At 39.9% G+C, this 22,132-nt stretch carries 24 protein-coding genes; 6 read left to right on the top strand and 18 right to left on the bottom strand.

Features of this window, described 5'->3' with window-relative positions; all coding sequences use genetic code 11:
* Positions 1-349: 349 nt before the first annotated feature.
* On the bottom strand, positions 350-1,237 hold the full coding sequence (locus AC1DSL_RS07480; protein ID WP_016429218.1) for a nucleotidyltransferase-like protein: 888 nt from the start codon (positions 1,235-1,237) through the stop codon (positions 350-352).
* Between the two features lie 127 nt (positions 1,238-1,364).
* Here AC1DSL_RS07480 and AC1DSL_RS07475 point away from each other — a divergent pair, with 127 nt between their 5' ends.
* Entirely contained in the window at positions 1,365-1,709 is a 345-nt protein-coding gene (locus AC1DSL_RS07475; protein WP_016429219.1) for a YgzB family protein, read from the top strand.
* A gap of 84 nt (positions 1,710-1,793) precedes the next feature.
* On the opposite strand, the gene perR is transcribed toward AC1DSL_RS07475, so the two are convergent.
* From perR to bcp, 4 genes are all read right to left on the bottom strand, one after another.
* Entirely contained in the window at positions 1,794-2,237 is a 444-nt protein-coding gene (gene perR, locus AC1DSL_RS07470; protein ID WP_477531755.1) for a peroxide-responsive transcriptional repressor PerR, read from the bottom strand.
* Positions 2,238-2,339: 102 nt separating this feature from the next.
* A complete protein-coding gene (locus AC1DSL_RS07465; protein WP_342543035.1) occupies positions 2,340-2,891 on the bottom strand; it encodes a cob(I)yrinic acid a,c-diamide adenosyltransferase in 552 nt (183 codons plus the stop codon).
* 1 nt (position 2,892) lies between these two features.
* Complete coding sequence (locus tag AC1DSL_RS07460) at positions 2,893-3,840, bottom strand: D-2-hydroxyacid dehydrogenase (RefSeq protein ID WP_477531754.1); 948 nt, start codon at positions 3,838-3,840, stop codon at positions 2,893-2,895.
* The gene (bcp, locus tag AC1DSL_RS07455; protein ID WP_477531753.1) at positions 3,837-4,316 is read right to left on the bottom strand and encodes a thioredoxin-dependent thiol peroxidase; all 480 of its coding nucleotides are present in this window, start codon (positions 4,314-4,316) and stop codon (positions 3,837-3,839) included. The genes AC1DSL_RS07460 and bcp overlap by 4 nt, the downstream gene beginning before the upstream one ends.
* Before the next feature lie 128 nt (positions 4,317-4,444).
* Here bcp and AC1DSL_RS07450 point away from each other — a divergent pair, with 128 nt between their 5' ends.
* Both AC1DSL_RS07450 and AC1DSL_RS07445 read left to right on the top strand, forming a co-directional pair.
* The gene (locus AC1DSL_RS07450; protein WP_477531752.1) at positions 4,445-5,734 is read left to right on the top strand and encodes a glutamate-1-semialdehyde 2,1-aminomutase; all 1,290 of its coding nucleotides are present in this window, start codon (positions 4,445-4,447) and stop codon (positions 5,732-5,734) included.
* Positions 5,735-5,969: 235 nt separating this feature from the next.
* A complete protein-coding gene (locus AC1DSL_RS07445; RefSeq protein WP_477531751.1) occupies positions 5,970-7,049 on the top strand; it encodes an FUSC family protein in 1,080 nt (359 codons plus the stop codon).
* A 167-nt stretch (positions 7,050-7,216) separates the two neighbouring features.
* On the opposite strand, the gene AC1DSL_RS07440 is transcribed toward AC1DSL_RS07445, so the two are convergent.
* The 10 genes from AC1DSL_RS07440 to mutY form a co-directional block, all read right to left on the bottom strand.
* The gene (locus tag AC1DSL_RS07440) at positions 7,217-8,110 is read right to left on the bottom strand and encodes an ABC transporter permease (RefSeq protein ID WP_477531750.1); all 894 of its coding nucleotides are present in this window, start codon (positions 8,108-8,110) and stop codon (positions 7,217-7,219) included.
* A 17-nt stretch (positions 8,111-8,127) separates the two neighbouring features.
* Positions 8,128-9,132 carry an ABC transporter permease gene (locus tag AC1DSL_RS07435; protein WP_016429227.1) on the bottom strand — a complete coding sequence of 335 codons (1,005 nt, stop codon included), beginning with the start codon at positions 9,130-9,132 and terminating at the stop codon, positions 8,128-8,130.
* A 110-nt stretch (positions 9,133-9,242) separates the two neighbouring features.
* Positions 9,243-10,847: an ABC transporter substrate-binding protein gene (locus AC1DSL_RS07430; RefSeq protein ID WP_342543034.1), complete on the bottom strand. Its 1,605-nt coding sequence runs from the start codon at positions 10,845-10,847 to the stop codon at positions 9,243-9,245.
* Between the two features lie 30 nt (positions 10,848-10,877).
* Positions 10,878-11,861: an ABC transporter ATP-binding protein gene (locus tag AC1DSL_RS07425; protein WP_016429229.1), complete on the bottom strand. Its 984-nt coding sequence runs from the start codon at positions 11,859-11,861 to the stop codon at positions 10,878-10,880.
* On the bottom strand, positions 11,836-12,855 hold the full coding sequence (locus AC1DSL_RS07420) for an ABC transporter ATP-binding protein (RefSeq protein WP_016429230.1): 1,020 nt from the start codon (positions 12,853-12,855) through the stop codon (positions 11,836-11,838). Before AC1DSL_RS07420 ends, AC1DSL_RS07425 begins: the two co-directional genes overlap by 26 nt.
* A gap of 176 nt (positions 12,856-13,031) precedes the next feature.
* A complete protein-coding gene (locus tag AC1DSL_RS07415; protein ID WP_477531749.1) occupies positions 13,032-14,783 on the bottom strand; it encodes an ABC transporter ATP-binding protein in 1,752 nt (583 codons plus the stop codon).
* A 53-nt stretch (positions 14,784-14,836) separates the two neighbouring features.
* Positions 14,837-15,382: a nucleoside tri-diphosphate phosphatase gene (ntdP, locus tag AC1DSL_RS07410; RefSeq protein ID WP_477531748.1), complete on the bottom strand. Its 546-nt coding sequence runs from the start codon at positions 15,380-15,382 to the stop codon at positions 14,837-14,839.
* A gap of 136 nt (positions 15,383-15,518) precedes the next feature.
* The gene (locus AC1DSL_RS07405; RefSeq protein WP_477531747.1) at positions 15,519-15,731 is read right to left on the bottom strand and encodes a gamma-type small acid-soluble spore protein; all 213 of its coding nucleotides are present in this window, start codon (positions 15,729-15,731) and stop codon (positions 15,519-15,521) included.
* Positions 15,732-15,797: 66 nt separating this feature from the next.
* Positions 15,798-16,544 carry an enoyl-[acyl-carrier-protein] reductase FabL gene (fabL, locus tag AC1DSL_RS07400; RefSeq protein WP_342543030.1) on the bottom strand — a complete coding sequence of 249 codons (747 nt, stop codon included), beginning with the start codon at positions 16,542-16,544 and terminating at the stop codon, positions 15,798-15,800.
* Positions 16,544-17,608 (bottom strand): A/G-specific adenine glycosylase, encoded by a 1,065-nt coding sequence (gene mutY, locus AC1DSL_RS07395; protein ID WP_477531746.1) that lies wholly within the window; start codon positions 17,606-17,608, stop codon positions 16,544-16,546. The genes fabL and mutY overlap by 1 nt, the downstream gene beginning before the upstream one ends.
* Before the next feature lie 163 nt (positions 17,609-17,771).
* On the opposite strand from mutY, the gene AC1DSL_RS07390 reads away from it, so the two are divergent.
* Positions 17,772-18,752: a metal-dependent hydrolase gene (locus AC1DSL_RS07390; protein WP_477531745.1), complete on the top strand. Its 981-nt coding sequence runs from the start codon at positions 17,772-17,774 to the stop codon at positions 18,750-18,752.
* 69 nt (positions 18,753-18,821) lie between these two features.
* Here AC1DSL_RS07390 and AC1DSL_RS07385 read toward each other — a convergent pair whose 3' ends face one another.
* From AC1DSL_RS07385 to recX, 3 genes are read right to left on the bottom strand one after another with little or no spacing between them, the layout of a single operon-like run.
* Complete coding sequence (locus tag AC1DSL_RS07385; protein ID WP_016429237.1) at positions 18,822-19,091, bottom strand: YfhJ family protein; 270 nt, start codon at positions 19,089-19,091, stop codon at positions 18,822-18,824.
* Position 19,092: 1 nt separating this feature from the next.
* Positions 19,093-19,425 carry a YfhH family protein gene (locus AC1DSL_RS07380; protein WP_016429238.1) on the bottom strand — a complete coding sequence of 111 codons (333 nt, stop codon included), beginning with the start codon at positions 19,423-19,425 and terminating at the stop codon, positions 19,093-19,095.
* A complete protein-coding gene (recX, locus tag AC1DSL_RS07375; RefSeq protein ID WP_477531744.1) occupies positions 19,415-20,227 on the bottom strand; it encodes a recombination regulator RecX in 813 nt (270 codons plus the stop codon). Before recX ends, AC1DSL_RS07380 begins: the two co-directional genes overlap by 11 nt.
* Before the next feature lie 115 nt (positions 20,228-20,342).
* Between recX and AC1DSL_RS07370 the strand changes: the two genes are divergently transcribed.
* Together AC1DSL_RS07370 and pdaA are read left to right on the top strand one after the other, a co-directional pair.
* Positions 20,343-21,242, top strand: coding sequence for a TIGR01777 family oxidoreductase (locus AC1DSL_RS07370; protein WP_477531743.1), 900 nt, complete (start codon positions 20,343-20,345; stop codon positions 21,240-21,242).
* Between the two features lie 48 nt (positions 21,243-21,290).
* On the top strand, positions 21,291-22,094 hold the full coding sequence (pdaA, locus tag AC1DSL_RS07365; protein ID WP_477531742.1) for a delta-lactam-biosynthetic de-N-acetylase: 804 nt from the start codon (positions 21,291-21,293) through the stop codon (positions 22,092-22,094).
* Positions 22,095-22,132 lie beyond the last annotated feature (38 nt).

Below are 22,132 nucleotides of genomic sequence, written 5' to 3'. Positions count from 1 at the left end.
GCGTTCGTCCTGAGCCAGGATCAAACTCTCCATAATAGGTGAGTCGATTAGCTCGACTTTGTTGCTGGCGTCAAATTAATGACGTTTTAAAATGAACAATTAAGTTCAAGTTTTGCTTCCCACACCGAAGTGTGTTCCGCTTTATTGTTGACGTTTTGCTGTTCAGTTTTCAAGGTTCATTGTGTCACTCGTTTTGGCGACTTCTCTAATTTAGCACTTTAAAGTAAGAGAGTCAAGCACTTTTTAAATCTATTTTTTCATGCTGTGTTGCTCAGCGACGTTTACTATTATATACAGGCTTTTATACAAACGTCAAGAAAAAAATAAGACGCTTTTTCAAGCGCCTTATTTACTGTGGTGCTTCCTCATCAATTTGTTCAACTTTATAGTAGCGGTGAAAGATTTTATCACTCTTCGTCTCTATTCGTTCTACGTGGATGTAGCCCTTCTCTACAAGAAATTCAATAAAGACTTCCAAGTCGACCGAATAGTTTCTGAGCTCTTCTTGTTCGTGCAATTCTTGAATCGTCCAATGATCTTTTTGGCTCATGACTTCTAATATATGACGTGACCCGTCTTTGGTTCTTGAATGGATCATAAACTCACTTGCTAAGAACAATAGCTCCAATCTTTTATCGATTGGTTCTTCGCTTGATAGCAATTCTTCATATAGTTTATAGATGGAGGGTTCAATTATTTTGACCTGCGACCAAACAGTTACTTCAGGATGCATGCCGTTTTCAAAAACAGCCAGTCTTGCAAGATGGTGCAAGGAATCCACAATATGATTGTATGCATCCATGTAGTTTTTTTGTTCAAAGAACACTTTTCCTTCTAAATAACGACGCAAAAGTTTTGCAAATTCAATTCCCATTTTAATTTTACGTCCATAAAAGGGAAAATCTTTTAACTCAGTTTTCAATTCATGAACAAATTCATTACGGTCGAACATGACACGTCCATAAAAAATCCAGTCCACGATTTTTCTATTAGTTCCAAGAAGTAACCATTTCCGTAACTGTTTCTCAGTAACAATGTGCATCGCTGCTTTTTTATCGTTAAATGTATAATGTTTCGTAAACACAGGCTGTGTTGCATCTTTAGCTAATATTAAAAGAATAGTATCGAATGTATCCGTTATTTGACTAACTTTTTCTCTCTTCTCGACTAAAATGACGCCGAGCGTATTTGGTTGGCTCGCTCTTTCCTGATAAATAGGACGCAGAATTTGTTCCAACGGAAGTCCCCCTCATAAATTAATCAAAATGGTATATGTTCTTTTTTCGACAAAGGTTGTGAGATTCCTTCAAACGATTTACACTACCAATTATGGTATAGTAAACATGATTAAGGAGGAACACAATATGAAACCTTATAAAAATAAAATAAATCGAATTCGTTCGTTTGCATTATCATTGATTTTCATCGGTTTTGTCATCATGTATATCGGCATCTTCTTCCGAGAAAATCAAATCGTCATGACTCTGTTTATGTTTTTAGGTCTGCTAGCCATTATAGGCAGCACAGGTGTATACGCATGGATTGGAATGCTTTCCACGAAAGCAGTTCAAGTTGTCTGCCCTAACTGCGGAAAGTATACCAAAGTTTTAGGTCGGGTTGATATGTGTATGTATTGTAAAGAACCACTTACATTAGATCCTACTTTAGAAGGTCAGGAATTTGATGAATCTTTAAACCGAAAAAGATAATAACCAAGTGGGCTAACATTCATTATAGAATGTTAGCCCTTTTTTTGTACAAAAAAAAGAGCACCGAAATGCTCTTTTTGTTTACTATTGAACTTTTATAGCTGATGTTTCACAGGTCGGACATGTTCCGTAAATCTCCATACGATGCGAATTTACTTTGAATCCAGTGACGTGAGAAGCTAATTGTTCTACCTCATCTAAACCTGGATAATGGAAATMAACAATTTTGCCACAATTATCACAAATAATGTGATAGTGATCATTGGTAACGAAATCAAACCGACTCGATGAATCGCCATAGGTTAATTCTTTTACTAATCCGGCTTCTCTAAAAACACGAAGATTATTATATACCGTCGCTACGCTCATGTTTGGGAATTTCCCTTCAAGCGCTCTATATATATCATCTGCTGTTGGATGAATCATGGATTGGATGAGAAATTCTAAAATCGCATGACGCTGTGGTGTAATTCGGACTCCTGTTGATTTCAAATTATCCAATGCGTCACGTAAATGCATTTCAGTCATCGCCATGCACCTCACTTCATAAAGATTATTATTTTATAATCGTTACAATTAGTATAAGAAAGAAGTAACGAAAAAGTCAACAAAAACCCATTACATCAAGGGCTACTCAGCATGTAATCCTTTTTCTTTCTGACCTAGGCGCAAGTTAACGAAGCGTGCAGCAACAAATAAGAAATCAGATAAACGGTTTAAGTAAGCTAAAACAAGTGGAGATACGCTATCGCCAATACTGACCGCAGAACGCTCAGCGCGTCGAACTATGGTGCGAGCTACATGCAGGGTCGCCCCGGCAGGATGACCGCTAGGCAAAATGAAGTTTTGTAATGACGGCAACTGCGCATCCCATTCATCGATTAAATTTTCAAGTTTTGTGATTTCACTATCTTCCAGTTTCCATTTCACTTCTTTTCCAGCAGGTGTGGCCAGTTCCGCTCCCACATGAAAAAGGGTAGTTTGGATTTGATGGAAAGCTTGCAAAACAGTCTCTTTTTCTTCAAAAAACTCATTTTGGATAAAACTGAGGGCAACTCCTATCATGGAATTCGCTTCGTCGCATGTACCATAAGCTTCTACCAAAGCATCATTCTTCGCAACTCGAGATCCATAAATAAGTGAAGTTGTCCCTTTGTCGCCTGTTTTAGTATAAATTTTCACGTTAATACCCCTTTTCTAAGTCTATGACATTTTGAAAATTCGATCCCGTTTCCATCCATTCATGTAGGTTATGCCGGAAAATCTTTAGAGCTCGTGGTACATATTCTGAAGAATGGCTGGAAACATGAGGTGAAACAATAACCCCTTCCATTTTCCAAAGCGGATGACTGTCATCAAGTGGTTCACTCTCAAAAACATCAAGAACAACATAAGCAATTTGACGTTCCTTCATTGCTTGTATGAGTTGTTCCTCTTTTATCAGATCACCACGACCAAAATTCATAAAAATTGCGTCTTCTTTCATTAATACGAAATGATTATATGTAATAAAACCCCTTGTTTCCGGTGTGCTTGGTAAGACAGAAATGATGATATCAACTTTGGGTAGTTCTTCATTTAATTGATCAAAAGTAATCATTGCATTCATGTTGGGCGCCTTTCGCCCAGAGCGATTGCAACCAATTGTTGTTACGCCAAACGCTTGCAACAACCGACCGATTTCACTGCCGATTGCACCAGGGCCAATTATCAGAGCCGTACTTCCAAAAAGCTCCATAGACCCTGAGCGCTTACTCCATTCACTGTTTTCCTGTTGTTTATACATCCACGGTAAAGCACGTTTAAGGGCAAGTAAATGTGCTAGGACGGATTCAGACATTGGTGTTTTGTGAATTCCTTTGACATTGGTAACTAAAATGTTTCGCTTCGCGATATCACGAAGCGGCATTTTTTCTAATCCCGCAGAAGCAACCATGAGCCATTTCAATGAAAGTGCTTGATCTAGAGTTTCTTTTGAAACATCTTCGCCATAGGTCACAATGATTTCAGCTCGTTTAAGTGCATTTTCATCTTTAATAGAAGAAAAAATGAACTCAACTTTCGGAAACTCAGTCAGTAACTCTTCTATCAAATATTCCTTAACCGGGAAAGTAAAAAGTACATTGGTCATTTAGCTGTCACTAATTCACGCAAAGTTACGAGAGCATCTTCCACGTGTCCCTTCACTTTTACTTTACGCCATTCTTTTACGACAGTTCCCGTCGGATCGATTAGGAATGTGGAACGTTCGATTCCCATATATTCTTTACCAAACATTTTTTTGAGACCCCAAACTCCATACGCCTCTGCAACTGCATGGTCTTCATCAATCAATAATGAAAATGGTAATCCGTGTTTTTCAATGAACTTTGTGTGCGCTCGTTCCCCGTCCGGGCTGACTCCTAAAATAACGGCATTCAGGTCACGGAAAGATTCGTGCATATCTCTGAAATCACATGCTTCAGTTGTGCACCCTGGAGTAGAATCTTTCGGATAAAAATATAGCAGCACATATTTATTCCCAGCGTAATTTCGCAGTGAAACTTCTTCCCCTTTTTCGTTTCGTAATGTGAAATCTGGTGCTTGCATGCCTTCAAGTGTTGTCATGAACATTCCCTCCACTTTACTATTTGTTTAATCGTACCTAAGAATGGCAGGAGTTTCAATTTTCTTGGCGTTCTCCTTCCTTTTTGTCTATTATTAAGGATGTTAGAAAAGGAACGGAGGATATAAATATGAATAGAACTAAGTCAGAAGCATTACATGAAGAAGCTTTACAACATATCGTTGGAGGCGTTAACAGCCCTTCACGTTCATACAAAGCAGTCGGTGGCGGTTCACCAACTGTCATGGAAAGAGCACAAGGAGCATACTTTTGGGATGTAGATGGCAACAAATACATTGACTATCTTGCAGCTTATGGTCCCATCATTACTGGGCATGCCCATCCACATATTACGCAAGCCATTACTAAGGCAGCTGAAAATGGATTATTGTATGGTACACCTACTCCTCATGAAGTGAAATTCGCGAAAATGCTGAAAGAAGCTATGCCTGGGATGGATAAAGTCCGTTTTGTGAATTCGGGAACAGAAGCGGTCATGACGACGATTCGAGTATCACGTGCATATACAGGACGTACCAAAATCATGAAATTTGCTGGATGTTACCATGGTCATTCGGATTTGGTGCTTGTAGCTGCCGGTTCTGGCCCTGCGACACTGGGTACTCCTGACTCTGCTGGTGTCCCTAAATCTATCGCAAAAGAAGTAATCACTATTCCTTTTAATGATCCAGAAGCTTATAAAGAAGCGATGGAAAAATGGGGCGACGAAATTGCTTGTATTTTAGTTGAACCTATCGTCGGTAATTTTGGGATTGTCGAACCAAAAGAAGGCTTTTTACCTCTTGTGCATGATATTGCCAAACAAAAAGGTGCACTTATTGTTTATGATGAAGTAATTACAGCATTCCGTTTCCACTACGGTGGTGCACAAGATTTGCTTGGTTTGACACCTGATTTGACTGCTCTTGGGAAAATCATCGGGGGTGGCTTGCCAATCGGCGCATACGGCGGACGAAAAGAAATTATGGAACATGTCGCACCACTAGGACCAGCTTACCAAGCGGGAACTATGGCAGGAAATCCAGCGTCTATATTATCTGGAATTGCATGTTTAGAAGTACTGAAGCAACAGGGTATATATGAAGAAATGGATCGTTTAGGTGCACTGTTGGAAGAAGGTATTTTGAAAGCAGCCGCTAAACATGACGTGACAATCACAATCAATCGTTTAATGGGTGCATTGACAATTTACTTCACGGATGTGAAAGTAGAAAATTATGAACAAGCCGAAGCGACTGATGGCGAGATTTTTGGACGATTCTTTAAACTAATGCTGGAACAGGGTATCAACTTGGCTCCTTCGAAGTATGAGGCTTGGTTCCTGACGACTGCTCACACTGAAGAAGATGTTAAACAATCGTTAATCGCTGTGGATTATGCATTTTCAAAACTTGCCTAAGTATGGTTGACCCACAAGCTGCCCTGCTGTAAAGTAGCAAAAAGCCTGTCACTCAGAAAGCAATCCAGGCCAATTTAGACAGACTCTTGTGTTGCAACAACTCGATGGAAACCTTTTCTCGATGGAAGGAATGAAATGGAGGTGCAGTCTGGTCTAACAAGCTAGACAATAAAGAGTTTCAGAAAGGCATTTTTTTAAGCCTTTTTTAAGAAGTCGGAAAGGAAATAAAGCATATATGAAACTTGGTGCACGAATCGTTAAAACAGGTGTCGCAATCGTTTTTGCGCTCTACATGGCTGATTTATTGCATTTACCGTCTCCTGTTTTTGCAGGAATCGCGGCAATATTTGCCCTTCAACCTTCCATTTACCGCTCCTATTTAACAATTATTGAACAGATTCAAGGTAATATTATTGGTGCAGGAATTGCAGTTATTTTTGCTCTTTTATTTGGCCACAATTATGTAGCCGTGGGTTTAGCCGCTGTTATCACGATTGCTATTATGTTGAAATTAAAGTTAGAGAAGTCCATTTCACTTGCGCTTGTGACAATTATTGCGATTATGGAAGTACAGAACGATGACTTTATAACATTTGCTCTAATTCGTTTTACAACTATTGTGGTCGGTGTGCTTGCCGCATTTGTAGTTAACTTAGTATTCATGCCACCGAAGTATGAAACCAAGTTATTTCAATCGATTCATTCGACTACCGATGAGTTGATTCGCTGGACGCGATTAGCGGAACGTCAAGCTTCTGAACATAATGCCACAAAACATACGCTTGAAAAGTTGCGAGAACGATTAATAAAAGTCGATCAGTTTTATTTATTCTATAAAGAAGAGCGTAGCTACTTCCGAAATGAAAAACGTGCGAAAGCCCGAAAACTTGTGGTATATCGTCAAATGATTTCAACCGCTAATAAAAGCTGGGATGTTCTGAAACGTCTTCATTTACATGAAAATGAATTGGCCAATCTCCCAGATCAATTTCGTTTGATGATTCAAGAAAGACTGGACTTTTTATTGACATATCATGAACAGCTACATCTGAAATATACAGGAAAGTTAAAACCGGAACATTCGTTTTGGAACGGCAGTGATGCTACGCTTCAACGTCATGAAGTAATGGAAATATTCGCGAGAGAAATCGCACTATCCAAAGAAGAAGAGTCTTTTTCTTCATATCATTTATTGCATGTACTTTCTGCAATTTTGGATTATGAAGAACAACTGGAACACTTAGATACGCTTATCATTTCCCACCAGAATTATCACGGTGAAGAAATAAAAGTCGAGCTTGAAGATGAATTTTAATTGATAGGGCAGCCATCTCTTCAGTGAGATGGCTGCTTTTTCGTGCCGACTATTTACATTTTTCCCTAGCCCGAAACTAACCGGAACCCGCTCAACCAACAGCCGCCGCCCTACATCCCATAAAAAGAAGCCATTCCCTAAAAAGGAATGACTTCTTCAGTAACTATCTAGTTCTTCATGCGTGGATCCAGTGCATCACGCAATCCATCTCCCATTAAATTGAATCCCAACACCGTCAGCATAATGGCGATACCCGGGAAAATCATGGTCCAAGGAGCATTAATTAAATACATTTTGGAATCTGCCAGCATTTTGCCCCACTCCGGAGCCGGAGCTTCTGCACCAAGACCAAGGAAACCAAGTGCTGCCGCTTCAATAATGGCCGTTGCTATGGCAAGTGTGCCTTGCACGATAACTGGTGCCATTGAGTTCGGTAAAATATGCGAGAATAATATTCGGATATCTTGCATACCGATTGCTTTAGCCGAAGTGATATACTCTTCTTCCTTAATACTCAAAACTTTTGATCGAATCAATCGACCGAAGTTCGGAATGTTAATGATGGCAATAGCAATTAATGCATTTTGCAAGGAAGGTCCCAATACCGATACGACAGCGATTGCCAGTAAGATACTTGGAAATGCGAGCATGATATCGAAAATGCGGGAAATAACCGCATCCACCCACTTACCGTAATACCCTGCTACAATTCCTAAAATACTTCCTGCAACCACCGAACCGATTACTGAGAAGAATCCAACCCATAATGAAATACGTGCACCATGTATAATGCGAGACAATATATCTCGGCCCATGTCATCTGTTCCGAACCAATGAGCAACAGATGGTGCCTGCAATCGATTGGGTAAATCTTGCTCATTTATGCCTTGTGGTGCTATCCAAGGTCCTATGAATGCCACGATGATAAAGAAGAGAACAATCCCAGCTCCGACTACGGCGACTTTACTTTTCTTAAAGCTTCGCCAAGCTTCATGCCAAGGGCCCACTACTTTATCTTGTTGTGCTACTACATCTGATGGTTTAGGCGCGAATCCGACCATTATGAGATTCCTCCTTCTTAATCGTATTTAATTCGTGGATCAATCAAACTGTAAAGAATATCAATTAACAAATTAATCATAACGAAGATAAATGCCACGACAAGAATACCTGATTGGATTACTGGGTAGTCGCGGAAATTGATTGCTTCATAAATGTAACGGCCAACTCCCGGCCACGCGAAGATGGATTCTGTTAATATGGCACCGCCAAGCAGTAATCCCATTTGCAGACCGATAATTGTCAGAACTGGGATGATTGCATTTTTCAATGCATGCTTGTACACAACCCAGAACATTTTTTGACCTTTCGCACGTGCAGTACGTACATAATCCGATCTCATTACATCAAGCATGCTGGAACGAGTCATACGGGCAATGATTGCCATCGGAATTGTCGCAAGGGCTAGCCCTGGTAAGACCAGATGTTTCAATACAATGCCTAATTGATCAAAGCGTCCTTGAAGAATAGTATCCAACACATAAAGATTGGTTATTGAATCTATGGGATTCCTGACGTCTTCACGTCCTGTAGTTGGAAGAATGCCAAGCTCGATTCCAAAAATATATTGCATCATCAAACCAAGCCAGAAAATCGGCATGGACACTCCAACTAGCGCTAATATCATGGCTGTATAGTCAAACCATGAGTTTTGGAACCAGGCAGAAATGATACCTGCATTGACACCGACAATGACTGCTATAAGAACCGCAAATAGAGATAATTCAAATGTAGCAGCTAGATACGGCCAAATTTCTTCAGAAACTGGTGTAGTTGTCCGTAAAGATTCTCCAAGATCACCTTTTAACAATCCACCTAGATAATCAAAATATTGGACATACCACGGATTGTCTAATCCGAGCTTTGCTCGTAATGCCTCAATCGCTTCTTTCGTCGCTTGTTGACCCAAAATAACTTGTGCTGGGTCCCCAGGAATGGCACGAATAATCATAAAAACGACAAACGTCATGCCCAGCAAAACTGGGATTAATTGCAATAGTCTTCTCCCGATATAGTGAAGCATTGTCTTCACCTCTCCATCTGATGCGATATGTAAATCAAAATTTCATTTCATTTGTTTTCGTAAATAAAATGGGGAGAAATCACGTAGACTTCTCCCCATCAGTCAGTTTGTTACTTGAAGTCTACTTCTGCTAACTTATCAGAACCAGTCGGATGTGGTAAGAAGTCTACCAGATTCGCTTTACCTGCAAGAAGTGGAGTAGAGTGAGCAAGCGGTACCCACGGAGCGTCTTCGAAAATGATTTCTTGAGCTTGACCGTAAAGTTCATTTCGCTTGTCTTCATCAACTTCTGATTGTGCTTCAATTAGGATGTCGTGTAATTCGTCGTTGCTATAGTATGAATAGTTATTGCTTCCGATATTGTCTTTATCAAGTAATACGTATAGGAAGTTATCCGCATCACCATTATCACCAGTCCAACCTAACATGAATGCATCTGCTTCTCCGTTACGAGCTTTTTCCAAGTAAGTTGCCCACTCGAATGTAACGATTTTCGCTTTGATGCCAACATCAGCTAAGTTTGATTGAATAACTTCTGCCACTTTTTGGCCATCTGGCATATATGGACGTGGTACAGGCATTGCCCATAGTTCCATTTCAAAGCCTTCTGCAAGACCAGCTTCAGCTAATAGTGCTTTTGCTTTTTCTGGATCGAAATCATATCCAGCAATGTCGTCATTATAGCCGCTGATTACTGGAGGCATTGGGTTTTTCGCTACTTCAGCGCGACCTTCAAAGAATGCATCTACGATCGCTTGTTTGTCAATTGCATGGTTAATTGCTTGACGCACTTCCACTTTATCAAATGGAGGACGTGTACTAGTTAAACCTAAGTAACCAACGTTCATTGATGGACGTTCGAATAATTGCAATTCTGAGTTGCTTTCAACAGATTTGCCATCAGCAGGATTTACACCATCAGCCAAATCAATTTCACCTGTGTTTAAAGCGTTCAAACGAGCTGAGTTATCTGGAATTGCTTTGAAAACTACTTTATCAAGTTTAGGAAGACCCTTAACCCAATAATCTTCGTTCTTTTCAATTGTGATTGAATCATTACGTTTCCACTCGACAAATTTGAATGGTCCAGTACCTACTGGATTATCGCCGAATTTTGCTCCTTGTTCTTCAAAAGCTTTCGGGCTCGCAATACCGAACGGGCTCATTGCTAAGTTTTTAAGGAATGGTGCTTGTGGACGTTTTAATTTGAACACGACTGTGTAATCTCCATCTGCAGTAACAGAATCGATAACATGTCCTTCATCACCTTTGTAACCACCGAACATTGATGAATAGTAATAGAAGTCTTCACCAGAACCATTTGCCCAACGCTCAAAGTTAGCTACAACAGCTTCTGCATTGAAGTCAGTACCATCATGGAACTTAACGCCTTCTTCCAATTGGAATGTATAAGTTAAGCCATCCTCTGAAGGCTTCCATTCTTTTGCAAGGCCTGGGTTGATTTCTGTATCTTGTTTACCGAAGTTCACAAGTGTTTCAAAAACGTTTTGCGTTACTTTAAATGATTCTCCATCAGTTACAGTTGCCGGATCTAGAGATACAGAATCTCCACCACGACCAAATACTAAAATTTTCGGTTCTTTTTCGTCGTCTCCGCTGTTTCCGTCTGATGAATCAGATTGACAGCCCGCTAAAATCGTTGAGAGGACTAGCATTGTTAATAAAGCAAGTGACCACAGTTTCTTCTTACTCAAATTGACCCCTCCATATTGTTTGTTTATTTATCATTGTTGCGCATGTTCACCGTATAGGTGGCAGGCAACAGAATGACCTGGTTCAACTTCTTCTAACTTCGGTACGATTTTTGTACACACATCCATTTTAAAAGGACAGCGCGTGTGGAAAGTACATCCCGACGGAGGATTTGACGGACTAGGAATATCTCCTTTTATAAGCATTTGTTCCCGCACAAAATTCGGATCCGGAACCGGTACAGCAGACAACAAAGCCTGTGTATAAGGGTGAAGTGGCTTGTCATAAAGCAACTCACTTTTAGCAAGCTCGACCATTTTGCCTAGATACATAACCCCTACTCGATCACTTATATGACGAACAACCCCTAGATCATGCGCGATAAATATATAAGTCAGGTTTAATTCTTTTTGTAAATCCTGCATCAAGTTCAACACTTGTGCTTGAATGGACACGTCAAGAGCTGAAACGGGCTCATCTGCAATAATCAGTTTAGGGTTCGTCATGAGCGCACGAGCAATGCCGATACGCTGACGTTGTCCACCACTGAATTGATGAGGATAGCGTTTTGCATGGTAACTGCTTAACCCAACAATCTCCAGAAAATCATGGACTTTCTTTTTGCGAGTTTTGGCGTCACCGATTCCGTGCACAATCAGAGGCTCCTCCAAAATCTTCTCAATGGTATGTCTAGGATTTAAGGAAGCATATGGATCCTGGAAAACCATTTGAATTTCCCGGCGTGCCTTTCGCATATCATCATCGGATATATTCGTCAGTTCTTTACCATCGAAAACTACTTTTCCCTCTGACGGTTCTAGTAATCTCATAAGCATGCGACCGGTAGTAGATTTCCCACAGCCAGACTCGCCCACAATTCCAAGAGTTTCGCCTTTATTTACGTAAAACGATACATCATCAACCGCTTTTACATGCCCAGACACACGACTGAGTAATCCTTTACGTATGGGAAAATACTTTTTAAGTCCTTCAACTTTCAACAAGGGTTCTGTCATGAGTGGATACCTCCTGATCTTCGTACAAGAAGCATCTTGTCTTATGTACCGATGCAGTTTGATACAATTCTGGATTGTGTGTCAGGCACTTTTCAAATGCAAACTCGCATCGTGCAGCAAAGCGACATCCAGTATTTATGGTACCGGGTTTTGGTACATTACCGGGTATCGAATATAAACGTTGTTTTTTATAACGCATGTCCGGAACGGATTGCAACAATCCTTTTGTATATGGATGTTGAGGGTCTTTAAAAATCGTTTGAACCGGACCTTCTTCAACAATTTGGCCCGCATACATGACCACAACTCTTTCACAAGTCTCTGCCACAACCCCAAGATCATGTGTGATTAACAAAACAGCTGTATTCAATCGTTCATTCAAGTCTTTCATCAATGCCAGGATCTGCGCTTGAATAGTTACATCGAGTGCAGTTGTCGGTTCATCTGCAATTAACACTTTCGGATCGCATACAAGAGCCATTGCTATCATGACCCGCTGTCTCATCCCACCTGATAGTTGATGCGGATATTCTTTCATCAATTCATTAGCACGCGGAAGACCTACAAGGGTAAGCATTTCAATTGCACGTGTATTTGCTTGTTTTTTTGACCAGCCTTTTTTATGGATAAGAATGGCTTCCATCAATTGATTCCCTATTGTGAACAATGGATTCAAAGATGTCATAGGCTCTTGGAAAATCATTGCCACGTCGTTGCCGCGGACTTTACGCATTTCTTTATCGCTTAATTTAGTTAAGTCCTTATCGCCAAAAAGAATTTCACCACCAGTAATTTTACCTGGAGGACTTGGTACTAACCCCATAATGGATAAAGAAGTAACACTTTTCCCACAACCAGATTCCCCTACGATACCGAGTACTTCTCCTTCATGTACGGAAAAATCAATATTGTCTACTGCGGGAATTACTCCGTCATCTGTGAAAAAGGATGTTTGAAGACTTCTTACTTGAAGAATCGCTTTTCGTTCACTCATGATGATGGCCCTCCTTTTCCTAGCATACGAAATAAATAGTTTTATTAGTATCATTATTTCAGAAAATTCGATATGTTCTTTATTATACAAATAATAATTATAATTGCAATATTTATTATATAAGTCATACTTCTATTGTTTAACAAAAAAAGGTTCCCCTTTTCAGGAGAACCTTTTTAGTCTATATCCAGTTGTTGAACTTGAAATAAGTTGTAATATATTCCCTTCGAATTCATTAATTCATCATGCGTTCCTTGTTCCTTTAGTTCGCCATGATCAATAACAAAGATTTGATCCGCATGAGTAATCGTCGAAAGGCGATGGGCGACAATAATCGTGGTCCGGTCATGTGCCAAGCGCTCCAAAGAGTCCTGTATCAAGGACTCGCTTTCCAAGTCCAACGCAGAAGTTGCTTCGTCCAAAACTAAAATCGGAGGATTTTTCAGGAATACGCGCGCAATGGCAACACGTTGTTTTTGTCCTCCTGACAATTTGACTCCACGTTCCCCGACTTTCGTCTCGTAACCTTCGGGTAGCGAAACGATAAAGTCATGAGCGTTCGCAGCTTTTGCCGCTTCAATTACTTCGTTTTCCGTAGCACCTGGACGTCCCATAAGTATATTTGCTTTCACAGAGTCGCTGAACAGTATGTTATCTTGCAATACTATTCCAATCTGTTCGCGTAATGAATGAATTTTTACATCTTTAATATCCTGGTCATCTATTTTGACCGAACCGCTTGTTGCATCATAAAATCGGGGAATCATACTGATGATGGTCGACTTCCCACCTCCGCTCATTCCTACAAAAGCAGCTGTTTGACCTGGCTCTACCGTGAAATTCATATTATTTAACACGAGATTATTTTCTTCCTCGTATTTGAAAGAAACGTGATCAAACTGCAGTTTCCCTTTTATAGTCGGCATATCCTGTGCATTTGGACCATCTTCAATATCATATTTTTCATCCATTAGTTCGAATACCCGGTCCATTGAAGCGAACGCTTGCGTCAATGTAGTTGATGAATTTACCAATCGTCTTAAAGGATTATAAAGGCGTTCGATATACGCGATAAACGCAACCATTGTCCCGACAGATAAATTTCCATTGATAACTTGATATCCAGCGTAGGCAATAACCAAAAGTGGCGCAACATCCGTAATGGTGTTGACTACAGCAAAAGCTTTCGCATTCCATTTTGTATGATCAACAGCCTTGTCAAGAAACTCGCCATTTGCTTTATCAAAAATTTGCTGTTCATGTTTTTCCAAAGTAAAACTTTTAATGATGCTCATACCTTGGACACGTTCATGCAAATAACTTTGGACACTCGCCAGTGCTTGAGACCGTTTTCGAGTCAGGTCACGCAATCGTCCGAAGAAGTATTTCACACTGAACGCATAGAATGGGAAAGCCAGTAATGTAACGAGAGTTAATGGAACATCCATTGTCAGCATGATCGCAACAGCAATCAAAATCGTGGCTAAATCCAGCCATAAATTCATTAAGCCAATCATGACAAAGTTTTTGGTTTGTTCAACGTCGTTGATTACACGGGAGATGACTTCTCCAACCCGTGTGTTTGAATAAAACCGCAAACTCAGGCGTTGCAAGTGTGCGTATAATTCTTGTCTTATATCATACAAAATTTTATTACTGACAAGTTGTGCATAGTATTGTCGGTAATACTCAATCGGTGGTCTTACAATGAAAAATACGAGTGCAGTTCCGCCCAGCCAATAAAATAACTGCCGCGTCTTTTCCGCATCTGTCAATGTATCTACACTGATGATATCGTCAATTACAATTTTAATTAATAATGGAATAAATAACGGGATGGCAAATTTGACAATCCCAATGGCAACCGTGAGGACAATTTGCCAAGTATATGGTTTAACAAACTTCATATATCTTTTTGTACTGCTCATCCGTTCACTTTCCTTTCCAAATGAAAAACCTGTTGGGATTCAACAGGCATCATTTACTCACGTATTCGAAGTTGCTTGTGAAATAGGTAACGGTTTGTCCATACCTCGATAAAATCTGGTGCAAATGGTCCTTTTCGTTGTTTAATCCAACTAATTAGTTTTTCCACATTACGATGTAAGATCGTATCAATAACCTCAGGATAATTCATTTGCTTTTTATGATCTTCAAATTCATCTTCGTCCAAAATTGTAAATGTCATATCTGGGAAGACTTTAACATCTAAGTCGTAATCAATGTATTTTAAAGATTGGTTATCGTAGATAAATGGTGAACTAATATTGCAGTAATAGTACACACCATCTTCGCGCAACATACAAATGATRTTAAACCAGTGTTCAGCATGGAAATAACAAATCGATGGTTCCCGTGTTAACCAAGTGCGACCGTCTGACTCGGTAACGAGCGTGCGTTCGTTCGCGCCAATGACAATATTTCTTGTCCCTTTCAGAACCATTGTTTCCTGCCAGACGCGGTGGATTTTGCCGTTATGCTTGTAGCTGTGGATCTGAATCGTTTCTCCTTCTGCTGGTATTGACATGGATAAGCCCACCTTTTCGTCAAAGCACAATATATATAAATCTTGCAGTGTACTCATTATACCAACCAATTTACAAAAACTGTAGCAAAAAAATCAGCGAAGGCATAAGCCCTCGCTGATTAGTGGTGAATAATCATTATTTAGTTGAATTATTGTTGCGGTTTACTTGTGGACCAGAAGCATTGTTTTTCTTCTGAGCAGATTGTTGATTGCGTTGGATTACTTCGTTAACATCAGTTTCAGAACCGAACTCTGTAGTGAAGTTAGCTGGAGTACCCATCGTTGATTGTTGATTTTGTCTACGTACTTCTGCAGCGTTGGTTGGTTGGTTGTTGTTTTTGTTTGGCATGAATTTTCACCTCCATACTCATTAATGTGTGCAGGTTGAGAAAACTTATGCTTACAAATTTTTTTTTTACATTACGATGGAGCGTCCGCCATCCACAATGATGGTTTGACCGCGAATCATATCCGAGCCATCTGAAATCAAGAACATGGCTGTTTTGACCATATCTTCGATTTCAACCATACGTCCAGCAGGTGTATTTTTTCTTGCGTCATCCAATAGTTCTTCGCGATTCGGGAAGTGCTTTAATGCATCTGTATCAAGCGCTCCACCGGAAACAGTATTTACTGCAATCCCTTTTGCCGCAAGTTCGACAGCTAAGTAACGCGTAATGGATTCAATCGCTGCTTTTGATACGCCTACAGTTGTGTAATTTTCTAAATAACGAATCGAGCCTAGTGAGCTGATTCCAACGATTTTTCCGCCTCGGTCCATTAATTTTGCCGCTTCCTGTGCCCCAAATAGCATGGCTTTCGCATTAATATTCATGGTCCAGTCCCAGTGGGATTCTTCCAATTCCATTACTGGTCGCAGAACTCCAGAAGCTGCATTGCTTACGAATACATCCAGACGGCCAAACTCTTCACGAATTGTTTCAAACATCGCTTTTAATTTTTCTACATCTCCTACGTTTGCGCGTACAAGAAGGGCTTTTTGACCAAGCGCTTCAATTTCTTTCACTGTTTCGAGAGCAGCTGTTTTGCTGCGCGCATAGTTTACAACGATATCATATCCATTTTTTGCAAGTTCAATCGCAATTGCCTTTCCGAGTCCTCTGCTGCTTCCGGTAACTAACGCCACTTTGTTTGTTGTCATTATAGTTTTCCCCTCTCCATATAAGCCTGCCAAATTTTCAACATTGGGACAGGCATCGGTACTTCTTTAATTTCTTCTAATGATAACCACTTACAACTTTCAGTCAGACTTACTTCGACTCCATGTCCAACGAAACTATTCATCTCCCATGTTAAATGAGAAAAGACATGTTTAAAAGAACCTAAATCCAATTCTTTTGTAAAATGTATGTCATAACGATCTTGGAACAGTGGAATCGTCCCTTCATCTTTGTTTGCACGCTCAATCATGGGGAACTGCCACATGTTCGCCAACAAACCTGTTTCAAGTCTTTTTTCCATGAGAAATTGTTTTTGTTCATTTTGGGCAATATAAACATCATAATGTTGTGCTTTCGTTTTTTTGTTTTTCGTTTTTATTGGCAAGTCATTTTGTTCACCTGCATAAAAAGCAGCACAATTTTCTCTAACTGGACACAATAAACATTTTGGCGATGTTGGCGTACAAATCACTGCGCCCAGTTCCATCAATCCCTGATTGAAGGATGACGGATCTTGCGGGTCGATGATTTCAGAAACGGCTTGTTCAAAAATTTTTCTCGTTTTCGGCTTTGCGATATCTTCTTTTATTAGAAGAACCCGTGATAATACTCGCATGACGTTCCCGTCAACCGCATGTTCAGGTCGTCCATAAGCAATGCTCAATATGGCACCAGCCGTGTAAGGGCCTACACCTTTTAGTGTCGAAATTTCATTTCTTGTTGAAGGTACTACACTATTATAAGTTTCAACTACTTCCTTTACTCCTGCTTGTAAGTTCCGTACACGGGAGTAGTAGCCTAAACCTTCCCATTGTTTCAGAATTTTTTCTTCTTCAGCATTCGCCAATTCTTCCATTGTAGGAAAAGCTTCTATAAAACGATTGTAATAAGGTATGACTGTATCCACTCTTGTTTGTTGGAGCATGATTTCCGAAACCCATATTTTGTAAGGATCTGATGTCTCTCTCCAAGGTAGATTTCTTTTTTCTTCTAAATACCATTCAATTAACGATTTACGAAATTCAATTTTGTTGAATTCATTCATACTTTACACCTACATTCTATTGATTACATGTTCTACATTACGGGTATACCAATTTGTAGAATGCAATCAATCTTGGAAGTCTAACCGTTTGTTATTTTAACAAAAATATCTTATGATGAACAAAATTATTCGGGCAGTCTCCATACAAAAGGAGTTGATACAGTTGGATACAGGTACTCATGTTGTTATGGGAATCGCTTTAGGTGGACTAGCCATGATTGACCCAGTGGTTGCTAACCATTCCATGACCGCCACAGCCGTCATTGCAGGAACCATTATCGGTTCTCAGGCTCCTGACCTTGATACGGTCCTGAAATTAAGAAATAATGCGGTATATATTCGCCATCATCGTGGCATTACCCATTCCATTCCGGCTGTCTTGCTATGGCCTTTGGCGATTTCCGGCGTCCTTCATTTAATTATGCCGAGTGCAGACCTAATGCATTTATGGTTATGGACATTTCTGGCCGTATTTCTCCATGTTTTTGTGGACATATTCAATTCATACGGAACGCAAGCACTGCGTCCATTTTCAAATAAATGGGTGGCTCTTGGAGTAATCAATACATTTGATCCCATCATTTTTGGTTTGCATGTGGTCGCCTTGTTGTTCTGGGCATTCGGTGCAAATCCGGTATATACAATGCTTTTGCTATATACAATTGTTTTTGTATATTACCTTCTTAGGTTTGCGGTCCAGCATGCAGTCAGACATGCAGTCAAAAATACGATTCCTACGGCGGAAGAAATCATCATCGCACCAACGATTCGTTTTTTCCAATGGCGTATTGCAGCAATCTCTAAAACGCATCACTATGTAGGTAGAGCTTATGGACGTTCAATCAATATTTACGATCGCTTTGAACGTAAAACGATACCAGATTCTCCCCTTGTGAAAGCTGCATTGAAAGACAAGAACTTGCAAGCTTTCATCTCATTCTCTCCTATATACCGTTGGGAAATTACAGATCATGATCACATTCATGAAGTTCGTCTCATTGATTTGCGTTATCGCAGCAATGATTATTACCCATTCGTAGCTGTTGCTCATTTAAATGAAGATCTGGAAATCGTTAATTCTTATACAGGCTGGATTTTCAGTGAAGAAAAACTTCATAAAAAATTGGATTTCCTTTCAAACTAAAAAGTACACGACACTCGATGTCGTGTACTTTTCTTATTCGATAACCATAATCGGTTAACAAATCTTTTCTTATTGTTGTGAATCGTTGTCCACTTGTAGCAAATGAGCATATTTCGGATTGTTACCTGCAAATTCATGAATCCGTTCTCCATAGCTTTCAATCCATTGACGAATTACTTTCTCAGTAACTTCGGTACCTTTATAATCATAGCCCGCTTTTGCGTAAGATGATTCAAAATCTGACCATAGTAATTCAATCCACACACGTGCTTTGGCGACAGATAATGACTCATTCTTTGCTGCAAGTTCTTGAACTAATTGTTCGATTTGCTGTTGCATATTATTTTCCCTCCTTCAATGGTTTTAGCATGGATATCGGCAATGCTTCAGTAAATTTTTCCCCACCAAGTCGGTAGCCCCAAGCAAAACGCCCTTTTAAGTAATCCACTTGGAAAAAGACTCCTGGATCTCCTTCAATCCGATACATTTCTCCAGGTACAATCGATGCAGGATCTACTAAATAAGCTTGTGCCATAATTGCTTTACGTTCCAGAACAGCATATTCGTTTACATGACCAAGCTGACTCGCTTTACGTGCCTGTTCCAGTAATTTGGCGATTGCTTGGCGTAATTCCTGTTCGGACATCTGACTATATTTTTTTTCAATTTCCATCTTCTTCGAGCTCCTTTTTTCCAATAAACATTTCGATTTGTTCTGCAGGGAAACCTTTTACATACAAGGCTTGCTTCACTCTGCGTTTACGATCAAACCCGGTATATTTCGAAGAGAATTTCCGCCAGATTTTATCTCCTTGATCTGCAATCATTTCTTCCCATTCTTCTGGTTCTGTTTCAAATTCAATATCTTCAATAGCTTTGCTAATAATGGCATAAGAGTATCCCTTACGCAACAAGGTGTCCTGAATTTTTTGCTTTACTTGCATTGGCGTTTTGGATGAATTCTGGTTGGCTATTTTTGCAGCCAGACCTTTTGCAATTTCAATTTGGTCTTCTTCCGTATAAGTTTCAAGCACTTCTTCTTGCAACGATTTATCGATTCCTTTTTTCTTGAGTTCCTGTTGGATGGCACGAGGACCTTTTTTACTTGTTTTCTTTTGCGTTTCAAGCAATGCTTTAGAAAAGGATTCGTCGTTCAAAAAATTCAATTGATACAATTTTTGAATGGCTTCCAAAACAACGGCTTCTCCGTATTCAGCATCAAGCAGTTTCTTCTTAACTTCGTGTTCACTCCGCATACGGAAACTCAAGAATTGAAGTGCTTTGTTAAATGCTTTTCGCACTTCGTCGTCATAGACGATTTCATCTCTTTCCCAATCCTCCAGCACTTTGCCTTTCGATAATTGGTACTTTATAAGAAGCGATTCATCTACCGCAAATGCGTATTTTTCCTCTATATAAATATTATAACGTTCAGGATTATTTTTTTGACGCATGATTTTCGTAATGACTGTCACAACTATCACCTCATGTAACAAGTATACACATTATTAGAGGCACATTCATTTGCGTACACTTATAGAAGAAAGGGTATTATACATCTAACAGCTTTATAAAGGAGGATTATATTAAATGAAAATAGCGATTACTGGAGGAAGTGGATTTGTCGGACAGGAGATAACGAAGCAACTAACCGACAAAGGACATGAAGTGTTTATTTTAACGCGTTCGGATAAACAATCCGACGGCTCGGTACATATGGTCAAATGGCTTACAGATGGTGCTAAACCTGAAGAACAGGTTGAAGGCATGGATGCTTGGATTAATCTAGCCGGTGCATCAATTAATGAAGGTCGCTGGACTTCGGAACAAAAACAAAAAATTTATGAAAGCAGAATGAATGCAACAAATGAAGTTCTGCGCATTTTTAAAGAAGTGACGAAAAAGCCTTCCGTTTTGATTAATGCAAGCGCAATCGGGATTTATCCCCCTTCTGAACATGCAACATATACCGAACATTCGTCTTATCGTGGATCGGATTTCCTGGCAAAAACAGTTGAGGACTGGGAGAGTAAAGCGACGGAAGCGGAGCAATTTGGGACACGTGTGGCTTGCGCACGTTTTGGCATAATCCTTGGAAAAGATCAGGGTGCTCTTCCCCTTATGGCTTTACCTTATAAAATGGGTGTCGGAGGAAAAGTCGGAACTGGCCTTCAATGGGTATCATGGGTCCATGTAGCTGACGTCGCCAAAGCCATTCTTTATGCAATTGAAAATAAAGATTTTTCAGGTCCTTTTAACGTAACAGCGCCAGATCCGAAACAAATGAATGATTTTGGGGGAATTTTGGGCAAAGTTTTACAGCGACCTCATTGGATGCCCGTACCTTCCCTTGCATTGAAACTTGTACTTGGTGACAAGAGTCAACTTGTTTTGGAAGGACAAAGAGTTATTCCCGATAAATTGTTAACCCATGGTTTTAAATTCACTTATCCAGATTTGCAACAGGCGCTTAAAAATATTTATGCATAACATTTCAGAGAAAACGCAACCTATCTTAAAAAGAAAGGTTGCGTTTTTATGTGGTGGAAACATACCGTAGGCGTCATTGCCTCATGTGCAATATTAACTCTGGGCATTTTATTGAATCCATTTCAAGTAGATGCCGAATCTCTTAATTGGGGATTCAAAAAATCAAAACAGGAAGAACAAGCTCAAGCCGGGAGTGCATTTGATGAACTCTTGAAAAAATATGGAGCCTACTACAAAGGGTCTCCCGATGAAAAAATCCTATACCTTACGTTCGACAATGGCTATGAAAATGGCTACACTGCATCTATTTTAGATACATTGAAAAAAGAAAAAGCACCTGCCACTTTTTTTCTGACAGGTCATTATGTAGAAAGTGCGACGGACCTGGTCCAACGTATGGTGAAGGAAGGCCATCAAATAGGAAATCATTCGTATGGCCATCCAAATATGGCTAATTTATCGGAAGAACGAATGAAAGAAGAATGGGAAAAATTCGATCAGATTCTTGCCGAAAAAACGGGCGTGAAGAGAACATATTTTGCACGGCCTCCTGAAGGTGTTTTCAGTGAAAAATTACTTGCCTATGGGAACGAGCTCGGCTATCGCCATATGTTCTGGTCTGTCGCTTTCGTTGATTGGTATGCTGATCGTCCACAAGGAAAGGCTTATGCATACAACCATTTAATGAACCAACTTCATCCAGGTGCCATAATTTTGATGCATACGGTTTCTCCGGATAATGCAGCCGCTTTACCCGATTTTATTCGTGATGCCAAAGCGAAAGGCTACACATTTTCATCGTTAGACGCATTGGTAAATGAAGCAATCGAATTCCCGTTGTCTTTTCATTAACTGGTCTGTCCTATATACTGTAGAAACCAGTAGTAAAG

Source organism: Paenisporosarcina sp. P4_D4 (assembly GCF_056401835.1).
Note: the sequence above shows the minus strand (reverse complement) of the source record. Positions and strands in the feature narration are given on the sequence as shown.